The 25,271-nt window shown below is 69.7% G+C and carries 20 protein-coding genes and 1 tRNA gene; 7 read left to right on the top strand and 14 right to left on the bottom strand.

Annotation, left to right across the window (positions count from 1 at the left end):
- Nucleotides 1-106: 106 nt before the first annotated feature.
- On the top strand, nucleotides 107-1,438 hold the full coding sequence (locus tag HRU81_03755; GenBank protein ID QOJ31286.1) for an AAA family ATPase: 1,332 nt from the start codon (nucleotides 107-109) through the stop codon (nucleotides 1,436-1,438).
- Nucleotides 1,439-1,468: 30 nt separating this feature from the next.
- On the opposite strand, the gene HRU81_03750 is transcribed toward HRU81_03755, so the two are convergent.
- Nucleotides 1,469-1,544, bottom strand: a tRNA-Leu gene (locus HRU81_03750).
- Nucleotides 1,545-1,575: 31 nt separating this feature from the next.
- Nucleotides 1,576-3,075 carry a TIGR03013 family PEP-CTERM/XrtA system glycosyltransferase gene (locus HRU81_03745; protein QOJ31285.1) on the bottom strand — a complete coding sequence of 500 codons (1,500 nt, stop codon included), beginning with the start codon at nucleotides 3,073-3,075 and terminating at the stop codon, nucleotides 1,576-1,578.
- A 359-nt stretch (nucleotides 3,076-3,434) separates the two neighbouring features.
- On the opposite strand from HRU81_03745, the gene HRU81_03740 reads away from it, so the two are divergent.
- Nucleotides 3,435-4,223: a glucose-1-phosphate cytidylyltransferase gene (locus HRU81_03740; protein ID QOJ31284.1), complete on the top strand. Its 789-nt coding sequence runs from the start codon at nucleotides 3,435-3,437 to the stop codon at nucleotides 4,221-4,223.
- Nucleotides 4,224-4,225: 2 nt separating this feature from the next.
- The gene (locus HRU81_03735; GenBank protein ID QOJ31283.1) at nucleotides 4,226-4,888 is read left to right on the top strand and encodes a PIG-L family deacetylase; all 663 of its coding nucleotides are present in this window, start codon (nucleotides 4,226-4,228) and stop codon (nucleotides 4,886-4,888) included.
- A gap of 3 nt (nucleotides 4,889-4,891) precedes the next feature.
- Here the strand turns inward: HRU81_03735 and HRU81_03730 are convergent, their stop codons facing one another.
- The 5 genes from HRU81_03730 to HRU81_03710 all read right to left on the bottom strand — a co-directional run bounded on the left by HRU81_03730 (nucleotide 4,892) and on the right by HRU81_03710 (nucleotide 11,911).
- Nucleotides 4,892-5,593 (bottom strand): hypothetical protein, encoded by a 702-nt coding sequence (locus HRU81_03730; protein QOJ31282.1) that lies wholly within the window; start codon nucleotides 5,591-5,593, stop codon nucleotides 4,892-4,894.
- A gap of 27 nt (nucleotides 5,594-5,620) precedes the next feature.
- Nucleotides 5,621-7,789, bottom strand: coding sequence for a heparinase II/III family protein (locus HRU81_03725; GenBank protein QOJ31281.1), 2,169 nt, complete (start codon nucleotides 7,787-7,789; stop codon nucleotides 5,621-5,623).
- Nucleotides 7,786-9,030 carry a glycosyltransferase gene (locus tag HRU81_03720; protein QOJ31280.1) on the bottom strand — a complete coding sequence of 415 codons (1,245 nt, stop codon included), beginning with the start codon at nucleotides 9,028-9,030 and terminating at the stop codon, nucleotides 7,786-7,788. The genes HRU81_03725 and HRU81_03720 overlap by 4 nt, the downstream gene beginning before the upstream one ends.
- A gap of 63 nt (nucleotides 9,031-9,093) precedes the next feature.
- Nucleotides 9,094-10,329, bottom strand: coding sequence for a pyridoxal-dependent decarboxylase, exosortase A system-associated (locus HRU81_03715; protein QOJ31279.1), 1,236 nt, complete (start codon nucleotides 10,327-10,329; stop codon nucleotides 9,094-9,096).
- Nucleotides 10,319-11,911: an acyl-CoA ligase (AMP-forming), exosortase A system-associated gene (locus HRU81_03710; protein ID QOJ31278.1), complete on the bottom strand. Its 1,593-nt coding sequence runs from the start codon at nucleotides 11,909-11,911 to the stop codon at nucleotides 10,319-10,321. Before HRU81_03710 ends, HRU81_03715 begins: the two co-directional genes overlap by 11 nt.
- Before the next feature lie 248 nt (nucleotides 11,912-12,159).
- Here HRU81_03710 and HRU81_03705 point away from each other — a divergent pair, with 248 nt between their 5' ends.
- From HRU81_03705 to HRU81_03690, 4 genes are read left to right on the top strand one after another with little or no spacing between them, the layout of a single operon-like run.
- A complete protein-coding gene (locus HRU81_03705; GenBank protein ID QOJ31277.1) occupies nucleotides 12,160-12,408 on the top strand; it encodes an acyl carrier protein in 249 nt (82 codons plus the stop codon).
- On the top strand, nucleotides 12,408-13,256 hold the full coding sequence (locus HRU81_03700) for a hydrolase 2, exosortase A system-associated (GenBank protein QOJ31276.1): 849 nt from the start codon (nucleotides 12,408-12,410) through the stop codon (nucleotides 13,254-13,256). Before HRU81_03705 ends, HRU81_03700 begins: the two co-directional genes overlap by 1 nt.
- Nucleotides 13,247-14,110: a hydrolase 1, exosortase A system-associated gene (locus HRU81_03695; protein ID QOJ31275.1), complete on the top strand. Its 864-nt coding sequence runs from the start codon at nucleotides 13,247-13,249 to the stop codon at nucleotides 14,108-14,110. The genes HRU81_03700 and HRU81_03695 overlap by 10 nt, the downstream gene beginning before the upstream one ends.
- Nucleotides 14,111-14,129: 19 nt before the next feature.
- Complete coding sequence (locus HRU81_03690; GenBank protein ID QOJ31274.1) at nucleotides 14,130-15,926, top strand: asparagine synthase; 1,797 nt, start codon at nucleotides 14,130-14,132, stop codon at nucleotides 15,924-15,926.
- 18 nt (nucleotides 15,927-15,944) lie between these two features.
- Here HRU81_03690 and HRU81_03685 read toward each other — a convergent pair whose 3' ends face one another.
- Genes HRU81_03685 through asnB form a run of 7 tightly spaced genes read right to left on the bottom strand, consistent with a single transcriptional unit; the run spans nucleotide 15,945 to nucleotide 25,265 of the window.
- The gene (locus tag HRU81_03685) at nucleotides 15,945-17,297 is read right to left on the bottom strand and encodes a phenylacetate--CoA ligase family protein (GenBank protein ID QOJ31273.1); all 1,353 of its coding nucleotides are present in this window, start codon (nucleotides 17,295-17,297) and stop codon (nucleotides 15,945-15,947) included.
- Nucleotides 17,294-18,541, bottom strand: coding sequence for a glycosyltransferase (locus HRU81_03680; GenBank protein ID QOJ31272.1), 1,248 nt, complete (start codon nucleotides 18,539-18,541; stop codon nucleotides 17,294-17,296). Before HRU81_03680 ends, HRU81_03685 begins: the two co-directional genes overlap by 4 nt.
- Nucleotides 18,541-19,866 carry a putative O-glycosylation ligase, exosortase A system-associated gene (locus tag HRU81_03675; protein ID QOJ31271.1) on the bottom strand — a complete coding sequence of 442 codons (1,326 nt, stop codon included), beginning with the start codon at nucleotides 19,864-19,866 and terminating at the stop codon, nucleotides 18,541-18,543. The genes HRU81_03680 and HRU81_03675 overlap by 1 nt, the downstream gene beginning before the upstream one ends.
- Entirely contained in the window at nucleotides 19,859-20,863 is a 1,005-nt protein-coding gene (locus HRU81_03670; protein QOJ31270.1) for a polysaccharide deacetylase family protein, read from the bottom strand. Before HRU81_03670 ends, HRU81_03675 begins: the two co-directional genes overlap by 8 nt.
- A gap of 1 nt (nucleotide 20,864) precedes the next feature.
- Nucleotides 20,865-22,109 carry a glycosyltransferase, exosortase A system-associated gene (locus HRU81_03665; GenBank protein ID QOJ31269.1) on the bottom strand — a complete coding sequence of 415 codons (1,245 nt, stop codon included), beginning with the start codon at nucleotides 22,107-22,109 and terminating at the stop codon, nucleotides 20,865-20,867.
- Between the two features lie 10 nt (nucleotides 22,110-22,119).
- Nucleotides 22,120-23,322 (bottom strand): TIGR03087 family PEP-CTERM/XrtA system glycosyltransferase, encoded by a 1,203-nt coding sequence (locus tag HRU81_03660; protein QOJ31268.1) that lies wholly within the window; start codon nucleotides 23,320-23,322, stop codon nucleotides 22,120-22,122.
- Nucleotides 23,319-25,265 (bottom strand): asparagine synthase (glutamine-hydrolyzing), encoded by a 1,947-nt coding sequence (asnB, locus tag HRU81_03655; protein QOJ31267.1) that lies wholly within the window; start codon nucleotides 25,263-25,265, stop codon nucleotides 23,319-23,321. The genes HRU81_03660 and asnB overlap by 4 nt, the downstream gene beginning before the upstream one ends.
- Nucleotides 25,266-25,271 lie beyond the last annotated feature (6 nt).

The following is a 25,271-nucleotide window of genomic DNA, read 5'->3' as shown; positions in this document are numbered from 1 at the left end:
CCCCGCAGGGGTCGACATAATAAGCGAACTGCGTGCGCGCCGGAAGCGGCCGGTTGTAATAACATATTTCGCGCAGCCACATCCGCCCAGCGAGAGCCCCTGCCCCATGTACGAGCAGCATTTTGGACTGACCTGCAGGCCGTTCGACCTGGCGCCCGATCCGCGTTTCATCTTCATGACGGCCCAGCACTCCCGTGCGGTGGCCAACATGAAGTTCGCGCTGATGAATCGCGACAGCTTCGTGATCATCACCGGCGAGATCGGTATCGGCAAGACCACCATCCTCAATACGGTGCTGGAGGAACTCGGGCCGGATTTCGTCACCGCCAAGCTCACCCATACCACCCTCTCGCACATCGAGCTCCTGCAGGCCCTGCTGTCGGAGTTCGGCATGCCGATCTACAAGAAGAAGAAGGTGCTGCTGCTCGACACGCTGCGCGCCTTCTTCCTCAGGAAGCACGAGGAAGGCAAGCACGTCGTCATCATCGTCGACGAGGCCCAGAACCTCAGCGGACCGGCGCTGGAGGAACTGCGGCTGCTCTCCTGCATCGACACGGCCGACCGCAAGATCATCAGCATCGTGCTCACCGGCCAGCCGAACCTGGACGACCTGCTCGACGCCCCCGGGCTCACCCAGCTGCGTCAGCGCGCACGCCTGCGCCAGCGGCTCGATGCGCTCAACGAGGAGGAAACGCTGGAGTACCTGCGCCATCGCCTCGCCATCGCCGGCGGCGAGATCGACGCCATCTTCGAGCCAGACGCGGTGAAGGACGTGCACCGCCTGACCCAGGGCATTCCGCGGCTGATCAACACGCTGTGCGATACGGCGCTGACGGCCTGCATGGTGGAAAACCTGCCCAAAGTCACCCTCGATGTCATCGACGAGGTGGTCCACGAACTGCGCTGGCAGTGGTTCGAGGAGCGCCAGGGCGCGCAGGCCGCCGCGGCAGCGGACGGCCAGGCAGCAGTCGCGCGTGGCGGGCGCCAGAACCGGGTCATGCTGATGGTCTACAAGGATGGCCAGTTCGTCGAGCAGGTGCAGGCCGGCAAGTTTCCCTTCGTCATCGGCCGCAGCAACGCCAATGACCTGGTGGTCATCGACAAGGAAGTCAGCCGTCGCCACGCCCTGGTCGACTGCATCGGCGGCATCTACGTCGTCGAGGACCTCAACAGCAAGAACGGCATCCTGGTGAATCGCAAGCGCAGGCCCCGCGCCCTGCTGCGCACCGGGGATGTCATCAGCTTCGGCCAGGTGGACGTCGTCTTCTACAGCGACCGGGCAGCGGGCCGCGATTCGCCGGCAGCGCCGCTGGCGGCCGTGCCGGATTCGCCAGCGACCAGCGACACCGGCATGACGGTGGCGCTGCCGCAAGTACAGGATGACACGGAGCACACCGCCCGCCGGCGCAAGACCGGAATCCTCAAGCTGCCATCCTGACCCGCGACGCGGTGGTCGCGGGCTGAAGGATGGTAGGCGCGGGTAGGATTTGAACCTCCGACCTCTGCCGTGTTGCAGCAGCGCTCTACCGCTGAGCTACGCGCCTGTCGATCGATTGACTCCGGGGCATCCGGCCATCACGCGACATCGCGCTTGCGCGTGCTGAACAGGTGCATCTGCGCCGGGCCCGGGGGCGGCTTGACGTCGCGCGTCTCGCTGCCGCGGGGGCCGGCCATGCTGGTACCACGACCCCAGATGACCACCTCGAGCGTCTGCAGGAGGATGAAGAGGTCGAACAGGGTACTGGTGTTCTTGATGTAGAAGAGATCGTACTTCAGCTTCTCGTTCGCATCCTCGACCGAGGCGCCGTAGGGAAAGTTGAGCTGCGCCCAGCCGGTGAGGCCTGGCCGCACGCAGTGGCGGTAGTCGTAGAGCGGCAGGTGCGGGCTGAGCTTCTCGACGAACTCGGGTCGCTCCGGCCGCGGTCCGACGATGCTCATCTCGCCACGGATGACGTTGACCAGCTGCGGCAGTTCGTCGATGCGGAAGCGCCGCATCAGGGCACCGGTGCGGGTCACGCGCTCGTCTCCCTGCCGCGAGGCCCACATCGGCCCGCCCTTCTCCGCATCCAGGCGCATGCTGCGGAATTTGAGCAGGTCGAACACCCGGCCACCCCGGCCCACACGCCGCTGGCGATACAGCAGGGGCGCACCACGGCCTTCCTCGATGCGGATGGCCACCACGGCCAGCGCCAGCAGCGGCGAGGCCAGGGCGAGCATGACCGTACCGATACCGATATCCACCAGTCGCTTCATGACGCGGAAGCCCCAGCGGCTGTGGCCGCTGCTGGCGAAGATCAGCCAGCCGGGATGCAGCACGTCCAGGTCGATCTTGCCGGTCTCCTGCTCGAGGAAATCGACGATGTCGCGCACCGGGATGCCGATGTAGCGATGGCGCAGCAACTGCGCGGTGGGGAACATGCCGCGGCGGTCATCGAGGGCGACGACGACCTCGTCGAAGCGCAGCTGCGCGAGATCGACATCCGGTGCGACCAGCGGCCCCATGCCGTTTCGCTCGGCGAACTCGCGCTCGGCGGCGCTTCCCGGCACGAAGCCCACGACTTCGAAGCGGCGGCGGTCCGAGCGCCTGCGCAGCAGTCCGACCTTGGCAGCGACCCGGCCGGATCCCATCAGCAGTACCCGGCGCTTGGCCGGGTTGTTGTCGAGGAAGTGCAGCAGCAGCACCCGCACCAGGCTGATGGCGATGAAACCGAACACCATGGCGATGGCCAGGGTGAGCCGGCCGGTGTTGTGCTCCGGAAACAGGTAGAAGAACAGCACATGGCCGAAGCCGCCGATGCCGACGCCGACAAGGACGCGGGCGATGCTCTCCATGGTCGTCGGCCGCTGGCGGGCACGATACAGACCCATGGTCGTCAGCCCGATGACGATGCAGGCGGCAAAGCTGATCGCCCGAGGCGTGAGCGGACCCAGGGTCTGCGCCGCCCTGGCCATGTCCAGCCCGAAGCGGATCCAGGCACCGGCGAACAGCGCGCCAAAAGCCACCAGGGCATCCGCCGGCAGGAGGACCAGCAGCGGATTGGCCAGGCGCTGTGTCAGGCGACGGATCGGGTTCACGCGGTGTGGCCGGTCAGCGAAGGCAAGTGGATCAGGGCCCTTGTTCTCGTTGCTGGTTCTTGGGCAGGCGCGTCCATGCGGAACGCCCGGGAATGCGAAACGCAAAAAATTATAGGCCTGCTGCAGGCCGCGTACCAGTGAATGCGTCTCATGCCGCGAGCCGCGCTTTCCACATAACGGCCGGGTGGCGCACGCAGCGGCCGGCATCCCGGAAGCCCGGATCCTGCCCCAGGCGGCACACCGCCTGCTGTGAACCAGGCGGCTTCCGGCACTGCAGCGGTATGGTATTGTCCTGCCGCGGCCCGGGCCTCGCCGGTGGCTCCCGAGCATTCCAAGCACCATTCCGGGGCAGTCCGATCATGAAAGTAGTCATTTTTTGCGGCGGCCTGGGCACCCGGCTCCGCGAACACTCCGACACCATCCCCAAGCCGCTGGTGGGCATCGGTTACCGGCCCATCCTCTGGCACCTGATGAAGTTCTACGCCCACCACGGGCACAAGGACTTCATCCTCTGCCTCGGTTACCGTGGCGACCTCATCAAGGATTTCTTCCGCAACTACGACCCCTACCAGTCCGCCGATTTCGTCATGCGCAAGGGCGGCCGGCAGATGGAACCGGCGGCCAGCGACATCGACGACTGGTCCATCACCTTCGCCGAGACCGGCTTGCACTCCAACATCGGCCAGCGCCTGGCTGCGGTGCGCCATTACCTCGGCGATGACGAGATGTTCCTCGCCAACTACGGCGACCAGCTCTCCGACCTGCCACTGCCGGAATACCTGTCGCGCTTCCAGGCCAGTGGCGCGGTTGCCGGCTTCGTCGCGGTGCGCCCATCGCAGAGTTTCCATACCGCGCGCTTCGGCGCCGACGGCATGGTGACCGCCATGGGTACCGTGGAGGGCTCCGATGTCTGGATCAACGGCGGCTACCTGGCGCTGCGTCGTTCCATATTCGACTACATGCGCGAGCGCGAGGAGCTGGTGGAGGCGCCATTCCAGCGCCTGATCGCCGAGCAGCGGCTGTTCGCCTACCGCTACGAGGGCTTCTGGAAGTCCATGGACACCTTCAAGGACAAGATCACCTACGACCGCATGCACGGCCAGGGCAACACGCCGTGGGAAGTCTGGCGCGAGAACCGGGCCCGGTAGCCATGCGGCAGCTGTCCCTGCAACCCTCCGGCGGCCTGCGTCGCCTGCTGTGCATCGGTGCCCACTGCGATGACATCGAGATCGGCTGCGGCGGCACGGTGCTGGCCCTGCTGGCCGCCAATCCACGGCTGGTCGTGCACTGGGTCGTGTTCAGCTCCGGTGCCGTGCGCGCCGCCGAAGCGCGGGCCAGCGCCGCCGCCTTCCTCGGTGCCGGCCCTCACCAGGTGATCATCAAGGATTTCCGCAACAGTTACTTTCCCGGCGAGACCGCCGCCATCAAGCCGTTCTTCGAGGAATTGAAGGCGGTCGAGCCCGACCTGGTGCTGACCCACCACCGCGGGGACTTCCACCAGGACCACCGGGTGCTCGGCGAACTCACCTGGAACAGCTTCCGCAACCACCTGGTGCTGGAGTACGAGATCCCGAAGTACGACGGCGACCTCGGGCGGCCCAATGTCTTCGTGCCGCTGGACGACGCGCTGCGGCTGCGGAAAGTGGAGCTGATCCTGCGGCACTTCCCGTCCCAGCAGGACAAGCAGTGGTGGTCCGCCGAGACCTTCAATGCGCTGATGCGCCTGCGCGGCATCGAATGCAATGCCCCGGACGGCCATGCCGAGGCCTTCCACGGCCCGAAGATCAGCCTGGCAGCCGGCGTTCCCGGCTGAAGCCTAGGGATCGACGGCCAGCCCCTTCTCCGCGAGCTTCTTCCTGAGTCCCTGCAGCGGATAGTTGCCGGCGTAGGCCGTGCGCGCGGCCGCCTGCGCCTTCGCATAGTCGCCGAGGCGGAAGTACAGCAGCCCGAGGTTGTAGTCCACCTCGATGCTGTCCGGAAGCAGCTTCTTCGCCAGCTGGTAGGATTCCAGCGCATCGTCGAGCCGGTCCTTGCGCGCCATGTAGTTGCCGTACAGCAGGTACACGGTGCCATCCTCGGGCCGGAAGCGCATGGCCCGGTCGAACCAGCATTCCGCGGAGCGGAAGTTCGGCGGAATGCCGCCCTTCTCCACGTCGTACCGGGCGACGGCGTTGAGGGCCCGCGGGTGGTTGGGAACCGCCCGCAGCGTGTAGTCGAGGTCACCGAGCGCGTAGGCGCCGGTGGATCCACGCTCCAGGCTCTCCACCTCGCGCGTGAGGTGGAACTGCTCGACGATGGGAATCTTCTGCGGATTCGTCCGTTCTTCGCTGTTGTTGTAGTCCCAGGGCCCCACGCCGTTCTCGAAGGGGTTGCCGCACACCGCACGCAGCGAATCCCCGCGGTTGGCAATGGGCGCGCCCTGGATGGATGTGGCCACCGTGGCCGCCGCCAGCCCCATGGCGGTGACAGCTGCCAGCATCCTGGCGCGTGCCGATCTCGTGTAGTTGGACTTGCACATGCTGCGTTTCCTGGCCTGCGGCAGCGGTCAGACGAGATAGCTATAGTACAGCCAGCCACCGAGCACGGCCCAGCCGAGCGTCACAAGCGGCCATGAGAAGCGGCGTTGCAGGCCAGCACGGGCAGCGAGCCGGATGGCCGGAAATTGCAGCAGCGCCAGCACGCCAACGGCCAGGCTGGCTTGCCAGCGGTAGGCAACGAGATCGCGGAACGGCGGGTAGCGGCGCGCGGCCTCGGCGAACTGCGCCTCGGCGCTGGCCAGCAGCGGGCGTGAGGCGGGCGCGGGATGCACCACGATGGGCTGCGGTGGAAGCCCGGGCAGCCTCACCGTGAGCCCGCCACCGTTCCGGGCGAGCTCGATTCGGCCCTCCGGCGTCTCCACGCTCAGCACCCACTGCTCCGGGCCGGACCAGCGCAGCATGTGGGCATCGAGTGGCGCGGCAACCCCTGTCCGGGTGGCGTTCCAGGCGGCCAGTGTCCAGCCGCCCGTCGGCGCCGAGATTTCCACCGCATCGGCAGGCAGGATCGAGCCGTCGACAGCCACCAGCCCGGCAAAGGGCTGGCTGGAGCCCCGGAAGCGCCTCACCGAGAAACCACTGTCACCGGTGAAACCCGCCGCAAGAGCAGCGGCACCGTCGCCGGCCCGCGTGATGCGGAAACGGCCGGGACCCGCTTCGTGCAGGACCATGGAGGGCGACATGGTCCACACCGACTCGAAGCGGTCCTGCCGTCCGGTCGCCGTATCGATGATGAAGACGCCGGCACCACGGATGGCAGCCACCTGGCGCCGGTACGCACGCCCGTCCGCAACGCTGCGCTCGAGATCGACGAGACGCACGCTGCCGTCCAGTACCTGGCCGCGCAGCACGCTGCTGCTGCCCCGTCCCGGACCTTCGCCGACGCCGTGTGGTGCATTGCTGCCACGCCAGGAAGTGGCCTCGTCCCTGAGTGGATCGCCATAGGGCCAGTAGCCGGAAGCGCTCCACCAGTCCGCGCCATCCGCCCAGAGCCACAGCGCCAGGTCGTCGTCATGCTTGTGGGCACGTCCCGGGAAGTTCGCCCAGGTGACGAACAGCTGCTGGCCGGCGGCACCGAAATCGTCCACCGCCGCATAGCCGAAGTCCGTATCGAGGAGCGGGCCGCTCGTCAGCGGACAGCGGACTGCGGCCGCGGCTGCCAGCGCCGCGGCGGTCCGTCGTGCGCTCCAGCTGTCGCCGTAGGCCGGGATGGAGCCGTCCGGCCGCGTCAGGCGTCGCTGGCGGCACTCGGCGGCAGCATGGCGCTGCTCCAGCGTCGCCGGCACCGGGATCTCCAGGATATCCAGGTAGGAAACTGCCGTGCCAAGCAACTCGATGGCGAAGTCCTGGTAGTAACCCGAGTGCTCGAGCACCGCGCCACCGGGCGCCACGTAGTAGGCAAGATGCGCCTGCAGGCGCCCGAGCGCCAGCCGGGTCTGCCTGGCCGTGCCGTCCAGCGCCGGAAAGGCCGCTGCCGCGTGCAGCAGGGCCAGGTCCTGCATCACGCCGTGATTGGTCCTGGCGGTGTAGTGATCCGCGCTCGCCAGGCGTGCCGTGGTACGCGACACGAAACCGAGGAGCTCGGCGGCGACTTCCGGCCGGTAGCCCGGATGGTGACGGTACTGGCGCCACAGCGACGCCAGCACCGGAATCCTCGCGGCAACGGCGTGGTCGTTCCAGAGGAAGCCGCGAGGCAACCATGCCGCACGCTCGTAGCGGCCCCATGCGAGCACGGAGCGCAGCGCGGCGGCGTAATAGCGCTCCTCGCCAGTCAGGCGATAGGCCGCCAGCAGGGTATCGGCCGGCGCCAGCGAGGCGATCTCCAGCTGGGCGGCCGGGCTGCCCTGCTCCAGTCCGGCATCATCCGGCTCGAGATCCAGCGGCAGGATCGCGCCGCTCAGGGCACGGTACTGCCCCTGCAGGATCTCCCCGGCCCGCGCCACGCGCTCGGCCGCCCCCGCCGCATCGGCGCCGTAGCGCAGCTCGTCGAGGCGCGCCAGCACCGCATCCGCCGGCTGCGAACGCAGGGTCTCATTCACGCCAGCGGCAGGCGCCGGAGTCGCCAGATGATGATGGCGGACCTCCGGGACCCAGATTGCCGCCAGGACCAGCAACGGCGCACCGACCAGCAGGGCCGTCCTGGCTGCACGGTACCCGCGAGACGGGTGCTCCGCGTTCATCCCATGGTCCCGGCCAGGCGCGCGAACACGGCTGCCAGCTCGGCCGTCTGCGCCCGCCGCGAATAGCGCTCCGCCTGCGCGAGCGTGGCGTGGGGTGCGGTCCCGCGCCGGACATCGGCGAGGAATCCCGGCAAGGCGGCGGCGATTTCTTCACGCGAGGCCAGGTCGAGGACCCGTCCGGCAGCGGATTCCTCGACCAGTTCGGCGGTTTCGCCGAGCCGGTCGGTGAGCGCGAGCACCGGCCGGCCGGTGCGGATGTACTCGTAGAGTTTCGCCGGCACCAGGTGGTTGCAGAACCGGTCCTGGAATACCAGCAGCACGTCGGCATCCGCCATCTCGCGCAACGCGGCCGCGTAAGGCAGGGGCGGCTCGATGCGCACCACGTCGCCCAGGCCCGCCTCCGCCACCAGGCGGCGGTGTCCCTCGTCATCGCCCGTCGCCCGGAACACCACTTCGACTTCGTCGCGCCGCAGGCGCCCGTCGCCGAGACAATCCCCCAGGGCAGCGAGGAAGGGCCGCGGGTCGCGCTCGTCGAGTCGCAACAGGCCGCTGTGGAGCAGGCGCAGGCGCCGTCCGGGCGGGCGCGCGCTGTCCGCCGGGAAGGCGGAGAAATCACCTTCGTCGTAACCGTTGCGGATGCAGTGCATCTTGCCGGGCGGCAGCGCGGGATAACGTTGCCGGTACAGCTCCAGGCTGCGCGGCGTGGTGAAGATGGCCGCCCCGGCGCCCGCCATGACCCGTTGCTCGATCCGCTGGTAGGCACGGCGCACCACCGGATCCGCCGGCATGTCCGCGGTGACCATGGCGTCGCGGTAATCGGCGACCAGTGGCAGGCCCGAGAGTCGCGCGAGCGTGATGCCGATCAGGTGTGCGGTGGCGATGGGATAGGTAGCGTAGATCACCGCCGGCCGGTGCCGGCGGATCATCTGCAGGCCGGTTGCCACCGCCGGCAGCCACCACGACACCCAGCGGTCCGGCAGCGCCGTGGCGCGCAGGTAGCGGCCGCGAACGGCGAGGTGCCGCGCGGCATCCAGCGCAAAGGCGCGCCGCACCACCGTGCCCGGGGTGATCTCCCCCAGCAGGTCGTCGCCGCGCGTGGGAAAGGCGCGCGGGCTGGCGCTCAGCACCAGCGGCGTCCAGCCCTGTTCGGGCAGGTACTTGGTGAAGCGCAGGCTGCGATGCACGCCGCTGCTGCCGCTGAACGGCGGCCAGTGGAAGACGATGAACAGCGCGCCCTTCATGCGCCCACCCCGCCCGCGGATCCGTGGCGGACGCCGGGGAATGCCTGGCCAGCCGGCATGCGGCTAGACCAGGATCTCCAGCGGCTCCGGATGGCTGAGAAAACCAAGCGGACTGGCCGTGAAGCCATAGGCGCCGGACTGGAGCACGGCCACGAGGTCACCGGGACCGGCCGGCGGAAACCGCATGCCATCGGCGAGCAGGTCGAGCGGCGTGCACAGGGGCCCGACCACCGAGGCGGTTTCCCCGGCGGGCTGACCCATCCGGCTGGCGATGACGACGGGATAATTCTTGCGGATCACCTGGCCGAAGTTGCCGCTGGCGGAAAGGTGGTGATGCAGTCCACCATCGGTCACGAGGAAAATCCGGCCACGCGATTCCTTGCGGTCGACGACACGGCAGACATAGTAGCCGGCCTCCCCCACCAGGTAGCGGCCGAGTTCCATGATGAGCCGGGTACCCGGCAGGCTGCCGCGCGCCCGCACCACGAGCTGCGCGAGGCTGCTGCCGATGGCCGCGAGATCCACCGGCTGCTCGCCGGGGAAGTAGGGAATGCCCAGGCCGCCGCCGATGTTGAGTTCGGCGACCGGTGCCGGGGCATCCGCCGCCAGCTCCTCCGCCAGCGCCACGGCCTGAAGCTGCGCCTCGCTGATGGCCGCCGCGCTGAGGTTCTGCGATCCGGCGAAGATATGGAAGCCGCGGAACTCCACACGTCCGATGTCGAGGCTGCGCAGGATCGCGGGAACGCGCTCGGCATCGATGCCGAACTGCGAAGCGCCTCCGCCCATCTTCATGCCGGCGGTCTTCAGCTGGAAAGCGGGATTGACGCGGATCGCCAGCCGCGGCCGCGTGCCTCGGCCGCCGATCTGGTGCAGGATGGCGATCTCACGCTCCGACTCGACGTGCACCGTGATGCCGGCGGCCACCGCCGCTTCCAGTTCCGCCGCCGCCTTGCCCGGGCCGGCGAAGCTGATGCGCTCCGGCGCCATCCCGGCTGCCAGCGCCACGCGGAGTTCGCCTGCGGAAGCGACGTCGAAGCCATCCACGAGACCGGCCATGTGGGCCACCAGCTCCGTCATGGGATTGGCCTTGATGGCATAGTGCAGGTGCATGTCGGCCGGCAGTGCCGCGCGCAGCTGCGCCACGCGCGTGGTGATGGCCTGGCGGTCATAGGCATAGAACGGCGTGCGGCCCACACGCGCAAGGATGGCACCCACGGTCTCGCCGCCGATCAGCAGCTGGCCGTCGCGTGACTGCAGCCGGTCCAGCGCCGTGTGGCGCGCCGCTTCGCTAGCCCGCATCACGGGCTGCCTCGAGCTGCGGCCGCAGGCGGCCGATGATGCCGCTGCGATCCAGCTTGCCGTTGGGATTGCGGGGCAGGTCGGTCTCCCACACCACGGTCGCCGGCACCATGAACGGCGGCAGGGCCTGGCGGCACCCGGCGAGCAGGCGCTCGGTGTCGGGCGCATGGCCGTCGGCAGCCTCCACCACCACGGCGATGCTCTGCCCGAGGCTGGCATGCTCGATGCCGAAAGCCACGGCACCGGCCACCATCTGCGTGGCGTACAGGGCCTCCTCGACCTCCGTGGGGCTGACGCGATAGCCCGAGGTCTTGATCATCTCGTCGTGGCGGCCGACGAAGTAGAGGAAGCCCTCCGCATCGCGCTGCACGGTGTCCCCGGACCAGACGGCCATCTCCGTCAGCGGCACGCCCGGCAGCTGGCCCGGCACCGGCCGGAAGCGCTCGCGGGTCCGATCCGGATCGCGCCAGTAGCCCTTGGCTACCAGCGCTCCGCGGTGCACCAGTTCACCCGGCTCATCCGGCCCGCATTCCGTGCCATCGGGCCGCACCACGAGGATCTCCGCGTTGGGAATCGCCTTGCCGATGGAGGTCGGCCGCTGGTCGGCCAGCTCGGGTGGCAGATACGTCGAACGGAACGCCTCGGTCAGGCCATACATCAGGTACAGCCGGGTGGACGGCAACCGCTGACGCAGCTTCTGGATCGTGGCGACGGGAAGCTTGCCGCCCGAATTGGTGATGTAGCGAAGGTGCTCGCGCACCGTCTCGGGCCACTCCAGCGCAGCCAGCTGGATCCACAGCGGCGGCACGCCGGCGAGTCCGGTGACGCGCTCGCGCTGCGCCGCGCGCAGCACGTCGTTCGGCAGCAGGTAGTTCAGCAACACCGCCCGCGCCCCGCTGTGGAAAGCGGTGGTCAGCTGGCTGAACCCGTAGTCGAAGCTGAACGGCAGCACGGCGAGGATGCTGTCCTCAGGCCGGTTCTCCAGGTAGCTCGCCACGCTGTGCGCGCCGGCGACCATGTTGCGGTGGCTGAGCACCACGCCCTTGGGGCGGCCGGTGCTGCCGGAGGTGTAGAAGATGGAGACGATGTCCTCGTCGACGATGCACGGTGCCGCGAGCGCCGGCGCCTCGGCCCGCAACGCGGCCATGGACAGCACCCGCAGCGACGGGGGTGCATCCACCGCCGTGGCCTCGACCGTGACCACGGTCCGCAGGTCAGGGCAGTCGCGCAGCTCGCCCGCCAGGGCGGAGAGTCGGTCCGTCGAGGTGATCAGCAGCTCGGCACCCGAGTCCTGCAGGATGTAGGCCACCTGGCGCGGCTTGAGCAGCGGGTTGACCGGCACGAAGATACCGCCGCCCATGGCGGTCGCAAAAAAGGCCTCGACGGCCTCCAGGCTCTTCGGCAGGTAGACCGCCACGCGCGTCGTGCGGCGCATGCCGGCACCGGCGAGCCCGGCGGCGAGGCTGCCGATGCCGAGCGCCAGCGCCTCGTAGGTCACCGTGCGCGCCGCGTCGGTCAGCGCGGGCCGTGTGCCGTGGCGCAGGGCGGACGACATAATCAGCTGGTGCAGGAGTTCGCTCATGGGCGTGCGGCCTGGAGGGTCTGGTTTCCGGACTTCCCCGCCCCCCGAGGAACACGCCTGCGCGCATTCCGGTTAGCCGGGTCTGTTTTCAGGATATTTTAAACAACGCACGGACGGCGGGCTGCGAACCACAGCATACTGGCGTTCATTGGGCGAAACACTGTTTTTACTATAAGATTCCTGCGCCCGCGGGGTCCGCCCAGGCACTCCCAGGACCCGTGGCACTGGAAAACCGGAGAATTCACGACATGCTGGATCAGCAGCTTCGCGCGATCCTGAGGGACACCCTGCAGCTGGGCGAACGGGCAGCCCGGCTGGAAGAGGGTTCTGCGCTGCTCGGTGCCCTCCCCGAGCTGGACTCGATGGCCGTCGTCACCGTCATCACGGCGCTGGAGGACCAGTTCGGGTTCGTGGTGGACGATGACGAGATCTCGGCCGAGACCTTCGCCACCTTCGGCTCGCTGGTCGAGTTCGTGCAGAGCAAAGTGACGCAGTAGTGCCCGGGCCGAACCAGGTCACTGGCCGAGCCGACATCCTGCCCCTGTTCCTGCCGTCCCGCGGCCAGCGGATATTCGCGCTGGCGGCCAGGCCCTTCGCCACGCCATCCCGCGTGGGTGTGCTCGTCTGCCCGGCCTTCGGCGAGGAGATGAACCGCACACGCCGCACCATGCGGTTGCTGGCTGGCGCGGCAGCCAGCCAGGGCGCCTGCGCCATCTACCCCGACCTGCACGGTACCGGCGACAGCCCCGGTGATTTCGCCGATGCCCGCTGGGACGCCTGGCTCGACGACCTGCGTGCCGCCGCCGACTGGCTGCGACAGCAGGACTGCACGAGTCTCGTGCTGGTCGGGATCCGCGCGGGCGCCCTGCTCGCCTGGGACCTGCTGCGCGGCGGCCTCGGGCAGGTGCAGCGCCTGGTGCTCTGGCAGCCGGTCCTCACCGGCAAAGCCGTGGTGACCGACCTGCTGCGCACGCGGATCGCCGCGAACCTGCAGCCCGGGACCCGCGATTCGGTGGCACAGCTGCGCGGGCAGCTCGCGGCCGGCCAGGCGGTGGAAGCGGTCGGCTACATGCTGGCTCCGGATCTGGTGAACGCGCTGGATGCCACGGCGCTCGCGCCGCCCACGCCGCCCGGGTGGCCGCCGCTGTCGTGGATCGAGGTGACCGGCGACGAGGCGGGCGCCATGCGCCCGGCAGCGGTCAGCCTGGTCGCCGCCCTGCAGACCGCTGGCAGCCGTGCCGAACTGCTGCAGCAGCGTGACCCGCCGTTCTGGAGCACGGCGGAAATCACGGTGGGCCACGGCATCGTGCAACGCACCCTGCCGCTGCTGGCCGCATGCCCATGAGCGACGAACAGGCCGTGCGCTTCGCCTGCCAGGGCGAGGAACTGGTCGGCATCCTCGGCAGGCCGGCTGCGCCGCGCGCACTCGGCGTGGTGATCGTCGTCGGCGGACCGCAGTACCGGACAGGGAGCCATCGCCAGTTCACGCTGCTGGCCCGGCACCTGCTGCAGGAAGGCTTCGCGGTCCTGCGCTTCGACTGCCGCGGCATGGGCGACAGCGGCGGCGAATTCCCGGGCTTCGAGCACATTTCGGCGGACATCGCCGCCGCGGTCGACACGCTGTGCGAGCACATCCCCGCGGTGCGCCGCGTGGTGCTGTGGGGCCTGTGCGATGGTGCCTCCGCGGCCCTGCTCTACGCCGGCAGTGACAGCCGCATCGCCGGACTGGCACTGGTCAATCCCTGGGTACGCTCGGAGGCCGGCCTGGCACGCGCCTACCTGCGCCACTACTACCTCGACCGCCTGCTGAGCCGCGACTTCTGGCGCAAGCTGCTGTCGGGACGGCTGCGTACCGGCAGGGTGCTCGGCGATCTCGCCGGGAATGTCCGCCGCGGCGCTGCCGGTGCACCGGGCGACGATGACGGTGATTTCGTGGCGCGCATGCGCGGCAGCCTGGCCGCCTTCACGCTGCCGGTGCTGGTGCTGCTCAGTGGCCAGGACATCACGGCGGCGGAGTTCCGCGTCCTGGCGGAGACCCCGGCCTGGCAGGACCTGCTGGCGCGACCGAGCGTCACCCGGCGCGCAATCGACAGCGCAACCCACACTTTTTCCAGCGCCGCATGGCGGAACGAGGCCGCAGACATCACGCTTCAGTGGCTCTCCGGCCTGCGGGTTCCCGCCGGCACGCAGGCTGGCTGAACAGCACCACGGAGCCGCCATGGATTACCTGATCGGCTGCATCACCGACCCGGCGCCTGGCCAGGCGCTGGAGCCCGGACCAGACGCCATGGCCGGACAGGCCAGCCACGCCAGCGGTTCACTCCACGGCCTGCAGTGGTTTGCCTCGGCCACGACGGGACGCCTGCGGTCGCATGAAGCAGCCGGCGCGTTCTACGCCTGCGTCGGCGCACCCTACGGAACGGAGGCCGGCGGCGACGATCCGGCCCCCGCCTTGGCGCGTGCCGCCGCCGGCGACAGCCCGGCGCTGGCGACCATCGGCGGGGAGTTCGCGCTGCTCGCCATGGACAGCGCCAGCCGCTCCCTGGTGCTGGCCAGCGATGCCTTCGGCTCCGTGCCGGTCTACTACGCCAGCGTGCCCGGTGGCCTGGCCTTCGGCACCGACCTCGGCTGGGTTGCCCGGCGCGCCGGCGCCGCGGGGGCGATCGACCCGCAGGCGCTGTTCGACTACCTGTTCTTCAACGTCGTTCCCGGAAGCCGCAGCATCTTCAAGGGCGTGCACAAGCTGCCGTCGGCCAGCACCCTCAGCTGGCGCGACGGCCGCAGCAGCCTGCGACGCTACTGGCAGCCCGGGTTCCGGCACACGGACACCGCACTCGACGGGCTGCGCCAGGAGAGCTTCGAGGCGATCTCGGCTGCCGTCGGTCGCGTCGCCAACCTGCCCGGGATGGGCTGCTTCCTCAGCGGCGGCCTCGACAGCTCCAGCGTGTGTGGCCTGGCGGCACGGCACGCCGGCAGCGGCGTGCGCGCCTTCACCATCGGCTTCGACGTACCGGACTACGATGAAAGCCGCTACGCCCGCATCTCGGCCCGCCACTTCGGCCTGGACCTGCACGAGAAATGCATCCACTCCGCCGATGTCACGGCCTGCCTCGATCGCGTGATCGGTGCCTTCCCCGAGCCCTTCGGCAACGCCTCGGCCGTCTCTGCCTACCTCTGCGCGCAGTTCGCGCGCGATGCCGGCATCAGCCGGCTGCTGGCCGGCGATGGTGGTGACGAGCTGTTCGCCGGCAACGAGCGCTACCAGAAGCAGTCGGTGTTCAACCTCTACGGCGGCTTGCCGGCCTGGCTGCGCACGGTGGCGGTCGACCCGCTGGCGGCGCTGAGCCGTCGCGCGCCCGGGCCGCTGCGCAAGCTGGCCAGCTACGTCGACCAGGCGCGCGTGCCGCTGCCCGACCGGCTGTTCAGCTACAACCTGCTGGTGCGCAACGATCCGGCCGGCGTACTGACACCGGAGTTCCTGCGGCAGATCGACCCGGACGCACCGCATGCCTATGCCCGCGCCGTCTATGCCGAGCCCGCCACGGGCGATGCGCTCGACCGCATGCTCTACCTCGACTGGGCCCTGACGCTCGCCGACAACGACCTGCGCAAGGTGCGCATGGCCTGTGACCTCGCTAGCGTCTCGGTGCACTTCCCGATGCTGGACCCGCGCGTGGCCGCGGTCTCCACCCGCGTCCCGAGCAGCGCCAAGCTCACGCTGCGCGAGCTGCGCAAGTTCTACAAGGAAGCCTTCGCCGGCTTCCTGCCGGCGGAGGTCATCAACAAGGAAAAGCACGGCTTCGGCGTTCCGGTCGGCCTGTGGATCAACGGCGACCCGGTGTTGCGCGATCGCGTGCAGGGGCGGCTGCAGGCACTCGGCCGGCGCGGCATCATCCAGCCGGCCTTCATCGACGACCTGCTGCGGCTCCAGCAGACCGAGCACGCCGTGTACTACGGCGCCCTGATGTGGACGCTGTTCATGCTGGAGGAATGGCTGGCCGCACAGCACCTCTGAACCGCGGCCAGCACGTCCTCAGCCGGGGGGAACCTCGTTGACGACGTAGCGGTGCTTGCCGGAGCTCGCCGGGGCGATCGCATCCACGAAGCGGAAGCTCACCTGCAGGTCCTGACCGAGCCGGAGGCGGAACTGCCGCTCGATCTCCGGCAGCAGCGCCTCGCGGAATCCCGGGTCGCGCACCAGCTCCAGGCTGAGCCGGTCGCGCGCCTGCTGGACGATGCGGAACTGGCGGATGCCCTCGAGGTCGCGGACCACGTAGATCAGCGCCAGCGCATGCACCTTCGCCCCGCTGGTGGTCACGACGAAATCCGTGGTGCGCCCCTGCACCTCCCGCAACACCGGCAGGCCCCGCCCGCAGCTGCAGGGCGCCGGGTCCAGCACGGCGATGTCACCGGTGCGATAGCGGATGAACGGGAAGCCCGGGGTTCGCAGGTGGGTCACCACCACCTCGCCGGCCGTCCCGGCGGGCTGCACCCTGCCTTCGGCGTCGACGATCTCGACGATGATGTCCTCTGCCGACAGGTGCAGGCGCCCTGACGGGCACTCGTGCGCGACAAAGCCGAAATCGCGGCCGCCGTAGCCGTTGGCCACCGGGCAGCCGAAGGCCCTGGCGATGCGCTCGCGCTGGTCGGGGAACAGCTGCTCGGAAGTGACGAACACGACGCGGATGCCGAGCGCGTCCAGCGCCATGCCGCGCGCCGCGCCGTGCGCGGCGATGCCGGCCAGCGCCGTGGGATAACCGAACAGCATGCGCGGGCGCACCTGCTGCAGCACTCGCAGGTAGTGGTCGAGCGTCGCCTCGTCGAGCTGGAAGGCCGAGAGCAGTTGCGTGCGCAGCAGGCGGTCGCGCAGCTGGCGCAGCCGGTCCTGGGCACCCAGCTCGATCGGCGAACCCCAGACGACGATCTCGGGATCACCGATGTCCACACCCCACCAGCGAGTGGCGCGCCACTTGGCTGCCACATCGTGGCTGACGCGCTCGCGGTCGATCCAGAAGCGCAGCGGTTCGCCGCTGGAGCCGCCGGTGTTGTAGGGCTTGAGCGGGCCCGCGTCGGCGGCCTTGAGCCGCTGTGCCTGCGCGCGGATGGTGGGCTTGTCCAGCATCGGCAGGCTGGCGAGCGCCGACAGCGGCATGGATGGCGCGGGTCGCAGGCCCTGCGCCGCAAACAGCTCGCGGTAGTACGGGACACTGCGCGAGGCGCGCATGAGGAATTGCCCGAGCCGGGCCTCGCGCAGGCGCTCCAGGGCGGTGGCATCCAGCCACTGGCTGCGCTCGAGTTCGCGACGCAGGGCGACGCTGCCATGACCCTTGAGCCGCTCGTGCAGCGGGAACAGCAGGCCGGAGGCGAATCGCGTATAGAGGCTCATGCGACGCTGGCGGCCTGCGCAATGCCGCGGAACTCCGCCACCAGCTGCTCCACCCGGGCATTCCATGAGTTGCAGCGCGCGTACTCGACGATGGCCTCGCGGTCCCAGGCCTTCGACAGCGCCTCGCCCACCGCGCGATCCAGGCCCCCGGCGTCCTGCAGGTCGAACACCTCGCCGACCACCGCGCTCGCCACCACCTCGCGGTTGCCGCCGACATCGCTGGCCACCACCGGCGTGCCGCAGGCCATCGACTCCAGCAACACGTTCGCCCAGCCCTCGTTGCTGCTGGCGAGGACCATGGCATCGGCCGCCGAGAGCGGCACCCGCACCTCCTCCGGCGGCAAGGCACCGAGGAAGCGCACATGCTCGGCCACGCCGGCCTCCCGCGCCTGGGCGCGCAGCGCGGCTCCCTCGTCGCCTTCGCGCGAGGCGCCACCCACGGCGAGATAGACGACATTGCCCCAGCGGCGACGCCACTCCGCAAGCCGGCCGATGACCAGGTGAAAGCCCTTGCGACGCACCAGGCCACCAACCGTCACCAGCACGCGGGCATCGACGGGCAGCCCGAGGCGGCGCCGTGCGAGCTCGCGTTCCACCGGGAAGTAGCGTGCGGTATCCACGCCGTTGGGCACCACCACGGCGCGATCGGCCCTCGTGCCGAGCTCCAGCGCCAGCCGGCGCAGGGATTCCGATACGCAGAACACCCGGCTCGCGCCGCCCAGCGCAGCCACCATCCTGCGGCGGATGGCGGGCATCCGGCTGTGGCGCTGCTCCGTGCCGCGCAGCGTGATGGTGTACGGCAGGCCGAGTCGGGCCGCGGCCAGGCTCGCGGCATAGCCGTCCGGATAGGCGAAGTGGGCATCGATGACCCAGTTGCCACCGCCCGCGGTGATCCGGCGCAGCACCGGGGTGCAGGCCGCCGCCATGGCAGCCCCGTCGAGCAGGATGGGCCCGGGAATGGAGCAGTAGCGCGGCCGCAGCACCTGCAGCGGGCCGTCACGGGAATCCACCGGCCGGGTCAGGCGGAAATGCGGGCGGAAGCGGCGGATCAGCCCCTGCATCGGAAACCAGCCCACCGGCGCCACCACGGTGACCGGAAGCTGCGCGGCGACGCGCCCCATGCGCTCGCGGATGAAGATGCCGGCAACCGGCTCCTCGGAGCTGGGAAACAGCGAACTCAGCACCGCGATCCGCGGTGCCGTCGCGGCAGCCACCGTCGCGCCCGCTGCCGGCTGGCCTGGCATCAGCTGCCCGCCACCTGGGCGTCGGTCGCCGCGGGCGCCGCCTCGACCACGGCAGGCACGGGCTCGATCACCGTTTCATCCACCACCGAACGCAGCACGACGATGATGGCGACGAGGTGGTAGTAGAGATCGAAGTACGACAGCCCGAGGAAGGCGCCGCCGATGGCGAAGCCGACCATGCTGACCTGGGCCATGGCGGCAAGGTTGCCCGCCCACTGCAGCTGCGGCGAGTCGCGCGCCTGACGGATGACCGAGCCGGCCGAGCGGTAGGTCGCCACCGCCAGCGCCAGGAACAGGATCAGCCCCGGGAACCCGTGGTCGCCCAGAACCTTGAAGTAGATGCTGTGGGCCTCCTGAAAGCGGGTGTCGCCGAGACCCTCGATCTCGCGCACCACGTCCGGTGCGAAGCGCCGGTAGTTCTCTTCGGTGAAGCTGCCGAAACCGCCGCCGATGGGCCGCTGCACCGCCATCTCGATGGCGAACTGCCAGGCATGCAGGCGGCCGAGCGCCGAAGTGTCCTGCTCGAAGCTCGACACCGTGCCCATGCGGTCGAACCACTTCTGCGGCATGCTCAGCACCAGTACCGGCAGCACCAGCGCGATGGCCATGCCGATGAGTCCCTTGCGTGATCCCTTCAGCCAGAGGAAGCAGACCATCAGGCCGCCGGCAAGGGCGGCGCCACGGGAATGCGAGCCGAGCACCGAGGCACAGGAGAGGATCATCGCGGCAGCGATGAGCCAGCGCAGCCAGCGCCGGCTGGTGGCGCCGAACAGGAACCAGAGCAACGGCAGCACCATGATGACCGCCAAGGCCAGGGCATTGTTGTCGGTGATGAAGGTGCCGGGTGGCCCCCACACACGCCACTCACCCCCGCCACGCAGCACGAACAGGCCTCCCTTGAGGCCGTAGAAGCCCAGCGACAGGCCGATCACCCACACCAGCGCGACCAGCCGCTCGCGCGTGCGGATGAGCATCACGGTGAGCAGCGCGAACAGCTGGATCTTCATGGCCTTGTCCCAGCCGGCCCAGCCTTCCACCGGATCGATGGCGAAAAAGGTGGTGGTGGTCATCCAGGCGATGAACAGCAGCCAGGTCACGGTCACCGCATTGATCGGCAGCCAGCGCCGGTCACGGGCGAAGACCAGGCCGATGAACGTCGCGGCGGCCACCACCTCGGAGAACGGGAAGGAATAGGCGAAACCGAAGGCCAGGCGGTGGGGATTCATGTAGCCCAGCCAGCTCCACATGAGGATGCCGATCCAGGGCCGCGCCAGGATGAACGGCAGCGAGCCAAAGACGATGAACGTGATGGCGAGGTCACGCATGGCTGCCGGCTCCGGCGTTGCCGCTGCATCCGGCACCACGCGTACCGCGGCGTGCCAGCGCCAGGCGCCCCGAGTAGCGCCACAGGCGGTCTCCCCATGAGCCCACCCGCGGCAGCTGCAGCGGGTCCGAGCGGGCATCGGCATAGCCCGGTTCTGTCGACACGGCGGCGGTGAAGCCTGCGCGGCGCACCAGCTCCACGTCGCGGGCGGTGTAGTCCTGGTCCGGGCGGCCGTTGGGATAGGCGAACAGGTTGACGCCGTGGCCCATGATGGCCTCGAGCTCGGCCTTGCCGTCGGCGATCTCGCGCTCCGCCGAGCGTTCATCGAGCCGGGCCAGGATCGGGTGGTTGCGGGTGTGGCCGCCGACCTCCATGCCTGCCTCGCCGAGGCTCCTGACCTGCTGGCGCGTCATCATGATGGCGGCGGGTGGCGGGACCCGCAGGCTTTCCAGCAGCTGCGCCGCACAGGCGCTGCGCAGCGCCGGTTCCAGGTACTTGAGCTGCGCGATCAGCCGGTAGGCCAGCGCACAGCGGCTGGCGGCGGCGCCGACCTCGACGTCACCGAGCTCCGCCGTCCCGGTGCGCCAGCGTCCTTCCGGCGCGCGGCGGCAGGCCTCGATGACCAAGTCATTGAACATGCAGCCGCCATCGAGGTAGCCGGTGGCGATGAAAAAGGTGGCGGACAACCCCAGCCGGCGCAACACCGGCAGCGCACAGGTCGCGTTGTCGGCGAAGCCGTCGTCGAAACTGACCGATACCGCACCGGGCGGAAGTGTGCCGGCCCGCAGCTGCCTGACGGCAGCGCCGAGCGGCAGGACGCGAAAATCACGCGCCAGCGCCGTCATCTGCGCCGCGAAGACCGCGGCATCCGGGTCGTAGGGGTACATCGGGTCCGGTGCCGGCAGCACGCGATGGTAGATCAGCACCAGCAGGCGCCCGCCACCCCGCTGCAGGCGGGTCAGCGCCTCGACCGAGCGGATCGCCGTGGTGCGCAGCATCTCAGGCTCCGGCTCCGGCTGCGGCAGCCATGCGGCCCGCCCCGCGCAGCTGCTCGTAGAGTGGCGCATACCGTGCCACCACCCGGGCCCAGGTGCGCGTGTCCTCCACGAAGCGCCGCGCACGCTGGCGCACTTCGTCGAGGTCGCGGCGCGCGAGCACGCCCGCCACCACGGACGCCAGTGCCTGCGGATCCTCGGGCGGGAAGAGGAATCCGGTGCTGCGGTCGGCGATCAGTTCGCGATGACCGCCGACGTCCGATGCAGCGACCAGGCGCTGCTGTGCCATCGCTTCCAGCGGTTTGAGCGGCGTCACCATCTCGGTCAGGCGGCTGCGATGGCGCGGGTACACCAGGAGATCGGTGATCGCGTAGTAGGATGGCACCTCGCGCTGCGGGATCCGGCCGGTGAAGCTGACGACCGCATCCAGGCCGAGCGCGGTGGCCAGCTGCCGCAGGCGTGCCTCCTCGGGTCCGCCCCCCACCAGCAGAAGCCGCGTTTCCGGCAGCCGCCGCAGCAGCTCCGGCATGGCGTGCAGCAGGACATCGAGCCCCTCGTAGGCGTAGAAGGAGCCCATGAAGCCGATGATGCGCGCCTGCGGGCCGCCGAATCGCGCGCGCAACGCCGGGTCGGCTGCCAGCGTCGCACTGAAATGCTGCAGGTCCACGGCATTGGGAATCACCGTGATGCGGCCGTGTGCCACGCCCCGCGCCTGCACGTCGGCGCTCAGGCCCTCGCAGATGGTGGTCACCGCATCCGCCGTGCGCAGCACGTGGGTCTCCAGTGCCCGCGACAGCCGGTAGCGCACGCTGCCCTCCGTGGTCGTGCCATGGCTGACCGCGGCGTCCTCCCATGAGGCCCGCAGCTCGTAGACGAACGGCACGCCGAGTTCCCGCGCCACGGCCCGCGCCGCCAGGCCGTTCAGGCAGGGCGAATGCGCCTGGATGATCTGCGGGCGGAAGTCGCGGGCCACCTCGCGCAGGCGGCGGCGCAATGCGGCCACCACGTCGAGCTGGTTGGCGACCGGCAGGCGTCCGAGCCAGGCCGCGCTGTGCGCTGTGCGCTGGTAGCCAATGCCGTCAATCGTCTCCGGCGCACCATCGCCGGGGGCCTCGAGGTCATGCTTCGGCCCGGTCAGCTGCGCCGTCTCCCAGCCCAGCCGGCGCTGCTCGCGCAGGATCGCGGCGCTGCGGAACGCATAGCCGCTGTGCAGTGGCAGCGAGTGGTCGAGGACGTGCAGGATGCGCATGGTGCCGCCTTCAGGCCACCGCGGCCCGGCGTGCGCCGAGCGCCTCGGCAAGCAGGCCGTCCAGCTTGCGCAGCGATCCCGCCCAGCTATGGTGGCTGAGCACCCGCTCCCGCCCGCGCTGCGCCATCGCGGCCCGCTTTCCCGGGTCGGCAAGCAGCGACAGCACCGCCGCGGCGAAGTCGGCCGGCTCGTCGGCCGTGAGCAGGTGAAGCCCCGGCTCCGCGTCCACGCCCCGGGCCGCCAGGCTGGTGCACACCACCGGTACGCCCATCGCCATCGACTCCAGGATCTTGTTCTGCGTACCCCGTGCCACGTCCAGCGGCGCAATGCTCACCGCCGCCTGCTGCACATGCGGGCGGACATCCTTCACCGTGCCGGTGACCGTGATGCCGGGTTGCCCGGCCAGGCGGCGAATCGATGGCGGCGGCTCCGCGCCCACCACCACGAAGCGCGTCGCCGGCCGCCGTGCCCTGATCAGCGGCAGCACGTTGCCGACGAAACGCTCCACCGCCTGCTGGTTGGGAAAATAGTCCATGCGCCCGGAGAAGCACACGAGATCCGGGTCGTATGCCGTGACGGACGGCTGGAAGAACCCGGTGTCCACGCCGTTGGGGAACCAGCCGCTGCGCCTGGCCGTGCCGAGGCTCTCCAGGGTGTCGAGTTCGGCGCGCGTGGTGCAGGTGCAGAGATCGAAGCGCCGTGCCAGCTCGCGCTCGACGCGGCGCAGCTTGACGCTCTCCAGCCAGTAGCCCGCCGACAGCGGGAACGGCCGCTCCTGCGCGTACATGGCCCACTTCTCCGAATCCATGTCGCCGTAGTCCAGCACCTTGACGGCCCCGGTATGGCCCGCGACATAGGGTGCCACGGAGGAGCAGTGCACGAACACCAGATCGTAGCTTCCCGTGGCGAGCTCGGCGCGGATGCGGGCGGCGAGGCCCGGCGAATGGAAGTAGCCAAAGGAGGACGGTGCCGGCGTCGGCAACCTCGCCACCATGCGCAGGCCGGCAGCAAAGCTGCCCACCGGTTCGGCGATGAACCGCTTGCAATGGGCCGCCAGCCCCTCCCCGGCCGCACGCTCGGCTGCGGAGCGCACCAGGGATGCCACCGTCACCTCGGCCTGGGCACCGAGGTGGCGGATGATGTTGAACGGGCGGATCTTGCCGCCGCGGATCGGCGGGTAGGGAAACCGGTGGCAGACGAACAGCACCTTCATGCCGCCACCCGCGTCCTCAGGCCGTCGGCCAGTTCCAGCGAGACATCGGCGGGGCTGCGCCCATCGAGGTAGATGCGCGACCAGATCTCCAGGTTCATCAGGCACTGCAGGTGATCGGAGTAGTCACGCCGCGAACTCTCGTGCAGCGCCATGGCCTCGCTCACGGCCGCGGGCCGGAACAGACCGCGGCGCGCCACCACCTCGGGCGACAGTGTCAGCTGCATGAGCGGGCGCAGCTCCTTCTTCAGCCATGCCCCCATGGGCGCCCCGAAGCCACGCTTCGCCTTGCCCAGCGTCTCCGGCGGCAGCAGGTCCGCCATCGCCGACTTGAACAGGTGCTTGAGGCGGCCGTTGCGGATCTTCAGCGACGAGGGCAGGCGCAGCGCCAGATCGACCATGGCATTGCCGAGGATGGGCACGCGGCACTCCAGCGAGCAGGCCATGGTCATCTTGTCGGTGAGCAGCAGCAGGTCGTCGGGCAGTTGCGTCTCCAGATCCACCTGCATCAGGCCGTTGACGAAGTCCGCGGCATCGACGCGCGCGAAGGCGGCGGCCAGCGGATCCGGTGCCGGGCTGGACGGCGGCGCAGCGAGCAGGCCGGCGCGCGCCTGCGCATCGAACAGCCGCACGTAGGCCTGGTACTGCTGCTGCGGCGGCAGGGAGGAATGGCTGATGAACTCGCGTGCATAGCGCAGCAGGTTGGATACGGGCCCGTGGCGATCGCTGGGCAGCCATCGCGCCAGCGGCACCATGCAGCCCTCCCGCAGCCAGCGGGGCACGCGGTTGAATCGCTGCAGGTAGTGGGGTCCCAGGTAGCGGCGATAGCCGCCGAGCAGCTCGTCGCCACCAACACCGGAGAGGATGACGGTGACGCTGCGGCGGGCGAATTCGGCCACCAGGAAGGTGGTGATGATGGCGGAATCCGCCAGCGGCTCGTCCATGTGCCAGATGAGCTTCGGCAGCAGCTCGGCCACGTCCGGCCGGACGATGATCTCGTGGTGATCGGTACCGAAGTGCTCCGCCACGCGCCGCGCATCGGGCAGCTCGTTGTAGTACGCCCCGGCCGCACCGAGGTCGAAGCCGATCGAGTAGGTCTTCGTCGGCCCGCTGCCCGCCCCGGCCATCAGCGCCACCACGGCACTGGAATCCAGCCCGCCGCTGAGGAAGGCGCCCAGCGGCACATCGGCCACCATCTGCGCCCGCACCGAATCGCGCAGCGTCGCCCGCAGTTCCTCGCGGGCCTCGGCCTCGCCCAGGGCAGGGTCGGCCGCCGCAGTCGGCCGCCAGTACGGCCGGATGTCCACCCGGCCCTCCTCCACCACCAGCAGGTGGCCGGGCGGCAGCTTGCGGACCCCGCGGAACAGCGTGCGCGGCGAGGCCACGTAGCCCAGGTAGAGCAGCTGGTCGAGGCTGGCGGAATCCATCTCCGCGCTCACGCCCGGGACTTCGAGCAGCGACTTGATTTCCGAGGCGAAGGCGAGCCGGTTTCCCTCCAGCCAGTAATAGAGCGGCTTGATGCCGAGCCGGTCCCGGCCAAGGACCAGGCGGCGGCGACGCTGGTCCCAGAGGGCGAAGCCGAACATGCCATCGAGTCGGCTGACCATGGCCTCGCCCTGCTCGGCGTACAGGTGCACCAGCACCTCGCAGTCGCTGCCGGTGGCGAAGCGGCGGCCACGCGCCTCGAGTTCGCGGCGCAGCTCGCGGAAATTGTAGATCTCGCCGTTGCAGACCAGCTGGATGGAGCCGTCCGCATCGTGCAGCGGCTGGTGCCCGCCGGCGAGATCGATGATCGACAGGCGCCGCATGCCGAGCAGCAGGCCGTCGGTGACGAACAGCCCGGCGTCATCAGGCCCGCGGTGGCGGCTGACCGTGCCCATGCGGGCGGCCACCGCCGGATCCAGCGGTGCGCCGTCCAGGGCCATGACGCCGTGAATGCCGCACATGGCGCT

The sequence above is a fragment of the Gammaproteobacteria bacterium genome (assembly GCA_015709695.1).
In the GTDB taxonomy this organism is placed as follows: domain Bacteria; phylum Pseudomonadota; class Gammaproteobacteria; order Steroidobacterales.
The sequence above is the reverse complement of the archived record's forward strand: the minus strand, read 5'-3'. Positions and strand labels throughout refer to the sequence as shown.

Coding starts and splice junctions, on each gene's coding strand:
- HRU81_03755 (QOJ31286.1), top strand. CDS start 107: ATGTACGAGCAGCATTTTGGACTGACCTGCAGGCCGTTCGACCTGGCG.
- HRU81_03740 (QOJ31284.1), top strand. CDS start 3,435: ATGAAAGTAGTCATTTTTTGCGGCGGCCTGGGCACCCGGCTCCGCGAA.
- HRU81_03735 (QOJ31283.1), top strand. CDS start 4,226: ATGCGGCAGCTGTCCCTGCAACCCTCCGGCGGCCTGCGTCGCCTGCTG.
- HRU81_03730 (QOJ31282.1), bottom strand. CDS start 5,593: ATGTGCAAGTCCAACTACACGAGATCGGCACGCGCCAGGATGCTGGCA.
- HRU81_03725 (QOJ31281.1), bottom strand. CDS start 7,789: ATGAACGCGGAGCACCCGTCTCGCGGGTACCGTGCAGCCAGGACGGCC.
- HRU81_03720 (QOJ31280.1), bottom strand. CDS start 9,030: ATGAAGGGCGCGCTGTTCATCGTCTTCCACTGGCCGCCGTTCAGCGGC.
- HRU81_03715 (QOJ31279.1), bottom strand. CDS start 10,329: ATGCGGGCTAGCGAAGCGGCGCGCCACACGGCGCTGGACCGGCTGCAG.
- HRU81_03710 (QOJ31278.1), bottom strand. CDS start 11,911: ATGAGCGAACTCCTGCACCAGCTGATTATGTCGTCCGCCCTGCGCCAC.
- HRU81_03705 (QOJ31277.1), top strand. CDS start 12,160: ATGCTGGATCAGCAGCTTCGCGCGATCCTGAGGGACACCCTGCAGCTG.
- HRU81_03695 (QOJ31275.1), top strand. CDS start 13,247: ATGCCCATGAGCGACGAACAGGCCGTGCGCTTCGCCTGCCAGGGCGAG.
- HRU81_03690 (QOJ31274.1), top strand. CDS start 14,130: ATGGATTACCTGATCGGCTGCATCACCGACCCGGCGCCTGGCCAGGCG.
- HRU81_03685 (QOJ31273.1), bottom strand. CDS start 17,297: ATGAGCCTCTATACGCGATTCGCCTCCGGCCTGCTGTTCCCGCTGCAC.
- HRU81_03680 (QOJ31272.1), bottom strand. CDS start 18,541: ATGCCAGGCCAGCCGGCAGCGGGCGCGACGGTGGCTGCCGCGACGGCA.
- HRU81_03675 (QOJ31271.1), bottom strand. CDS start 19,866: ATGCGTGACCTCGCCATCACGTTCATCGTCTTTGGCTCGCTGCCGTTC.
- HRU81_03670 (QOJ31270.1), bottom strand. CDS start 20,863: ATGCTGCGCACCACGGCGATCCGCTCGGTCGAGGCGCTGACCCGCCTG.
- HRU81_03665 (QOJ31269.1), bottom strand. CDS start 22,109: ATGCGCATCCTGCACGTCCTCGACCACTCGCTGCCACTGCACAGCGGC.
- HRU81_03660 (QOJ31268.1), bottom strand. CDS start 23,322: ATGAAGGTGCTGTTCGTCTGCCACCGGTTTCCCTACCCGCCGATCCGC.
- asnB (QOJ31267.1), bottom strand. CDS start 25,265: ATGTGCGGCATTCACGGCGTCATGGCCCTGGACGGCGCACCGCTGGAT.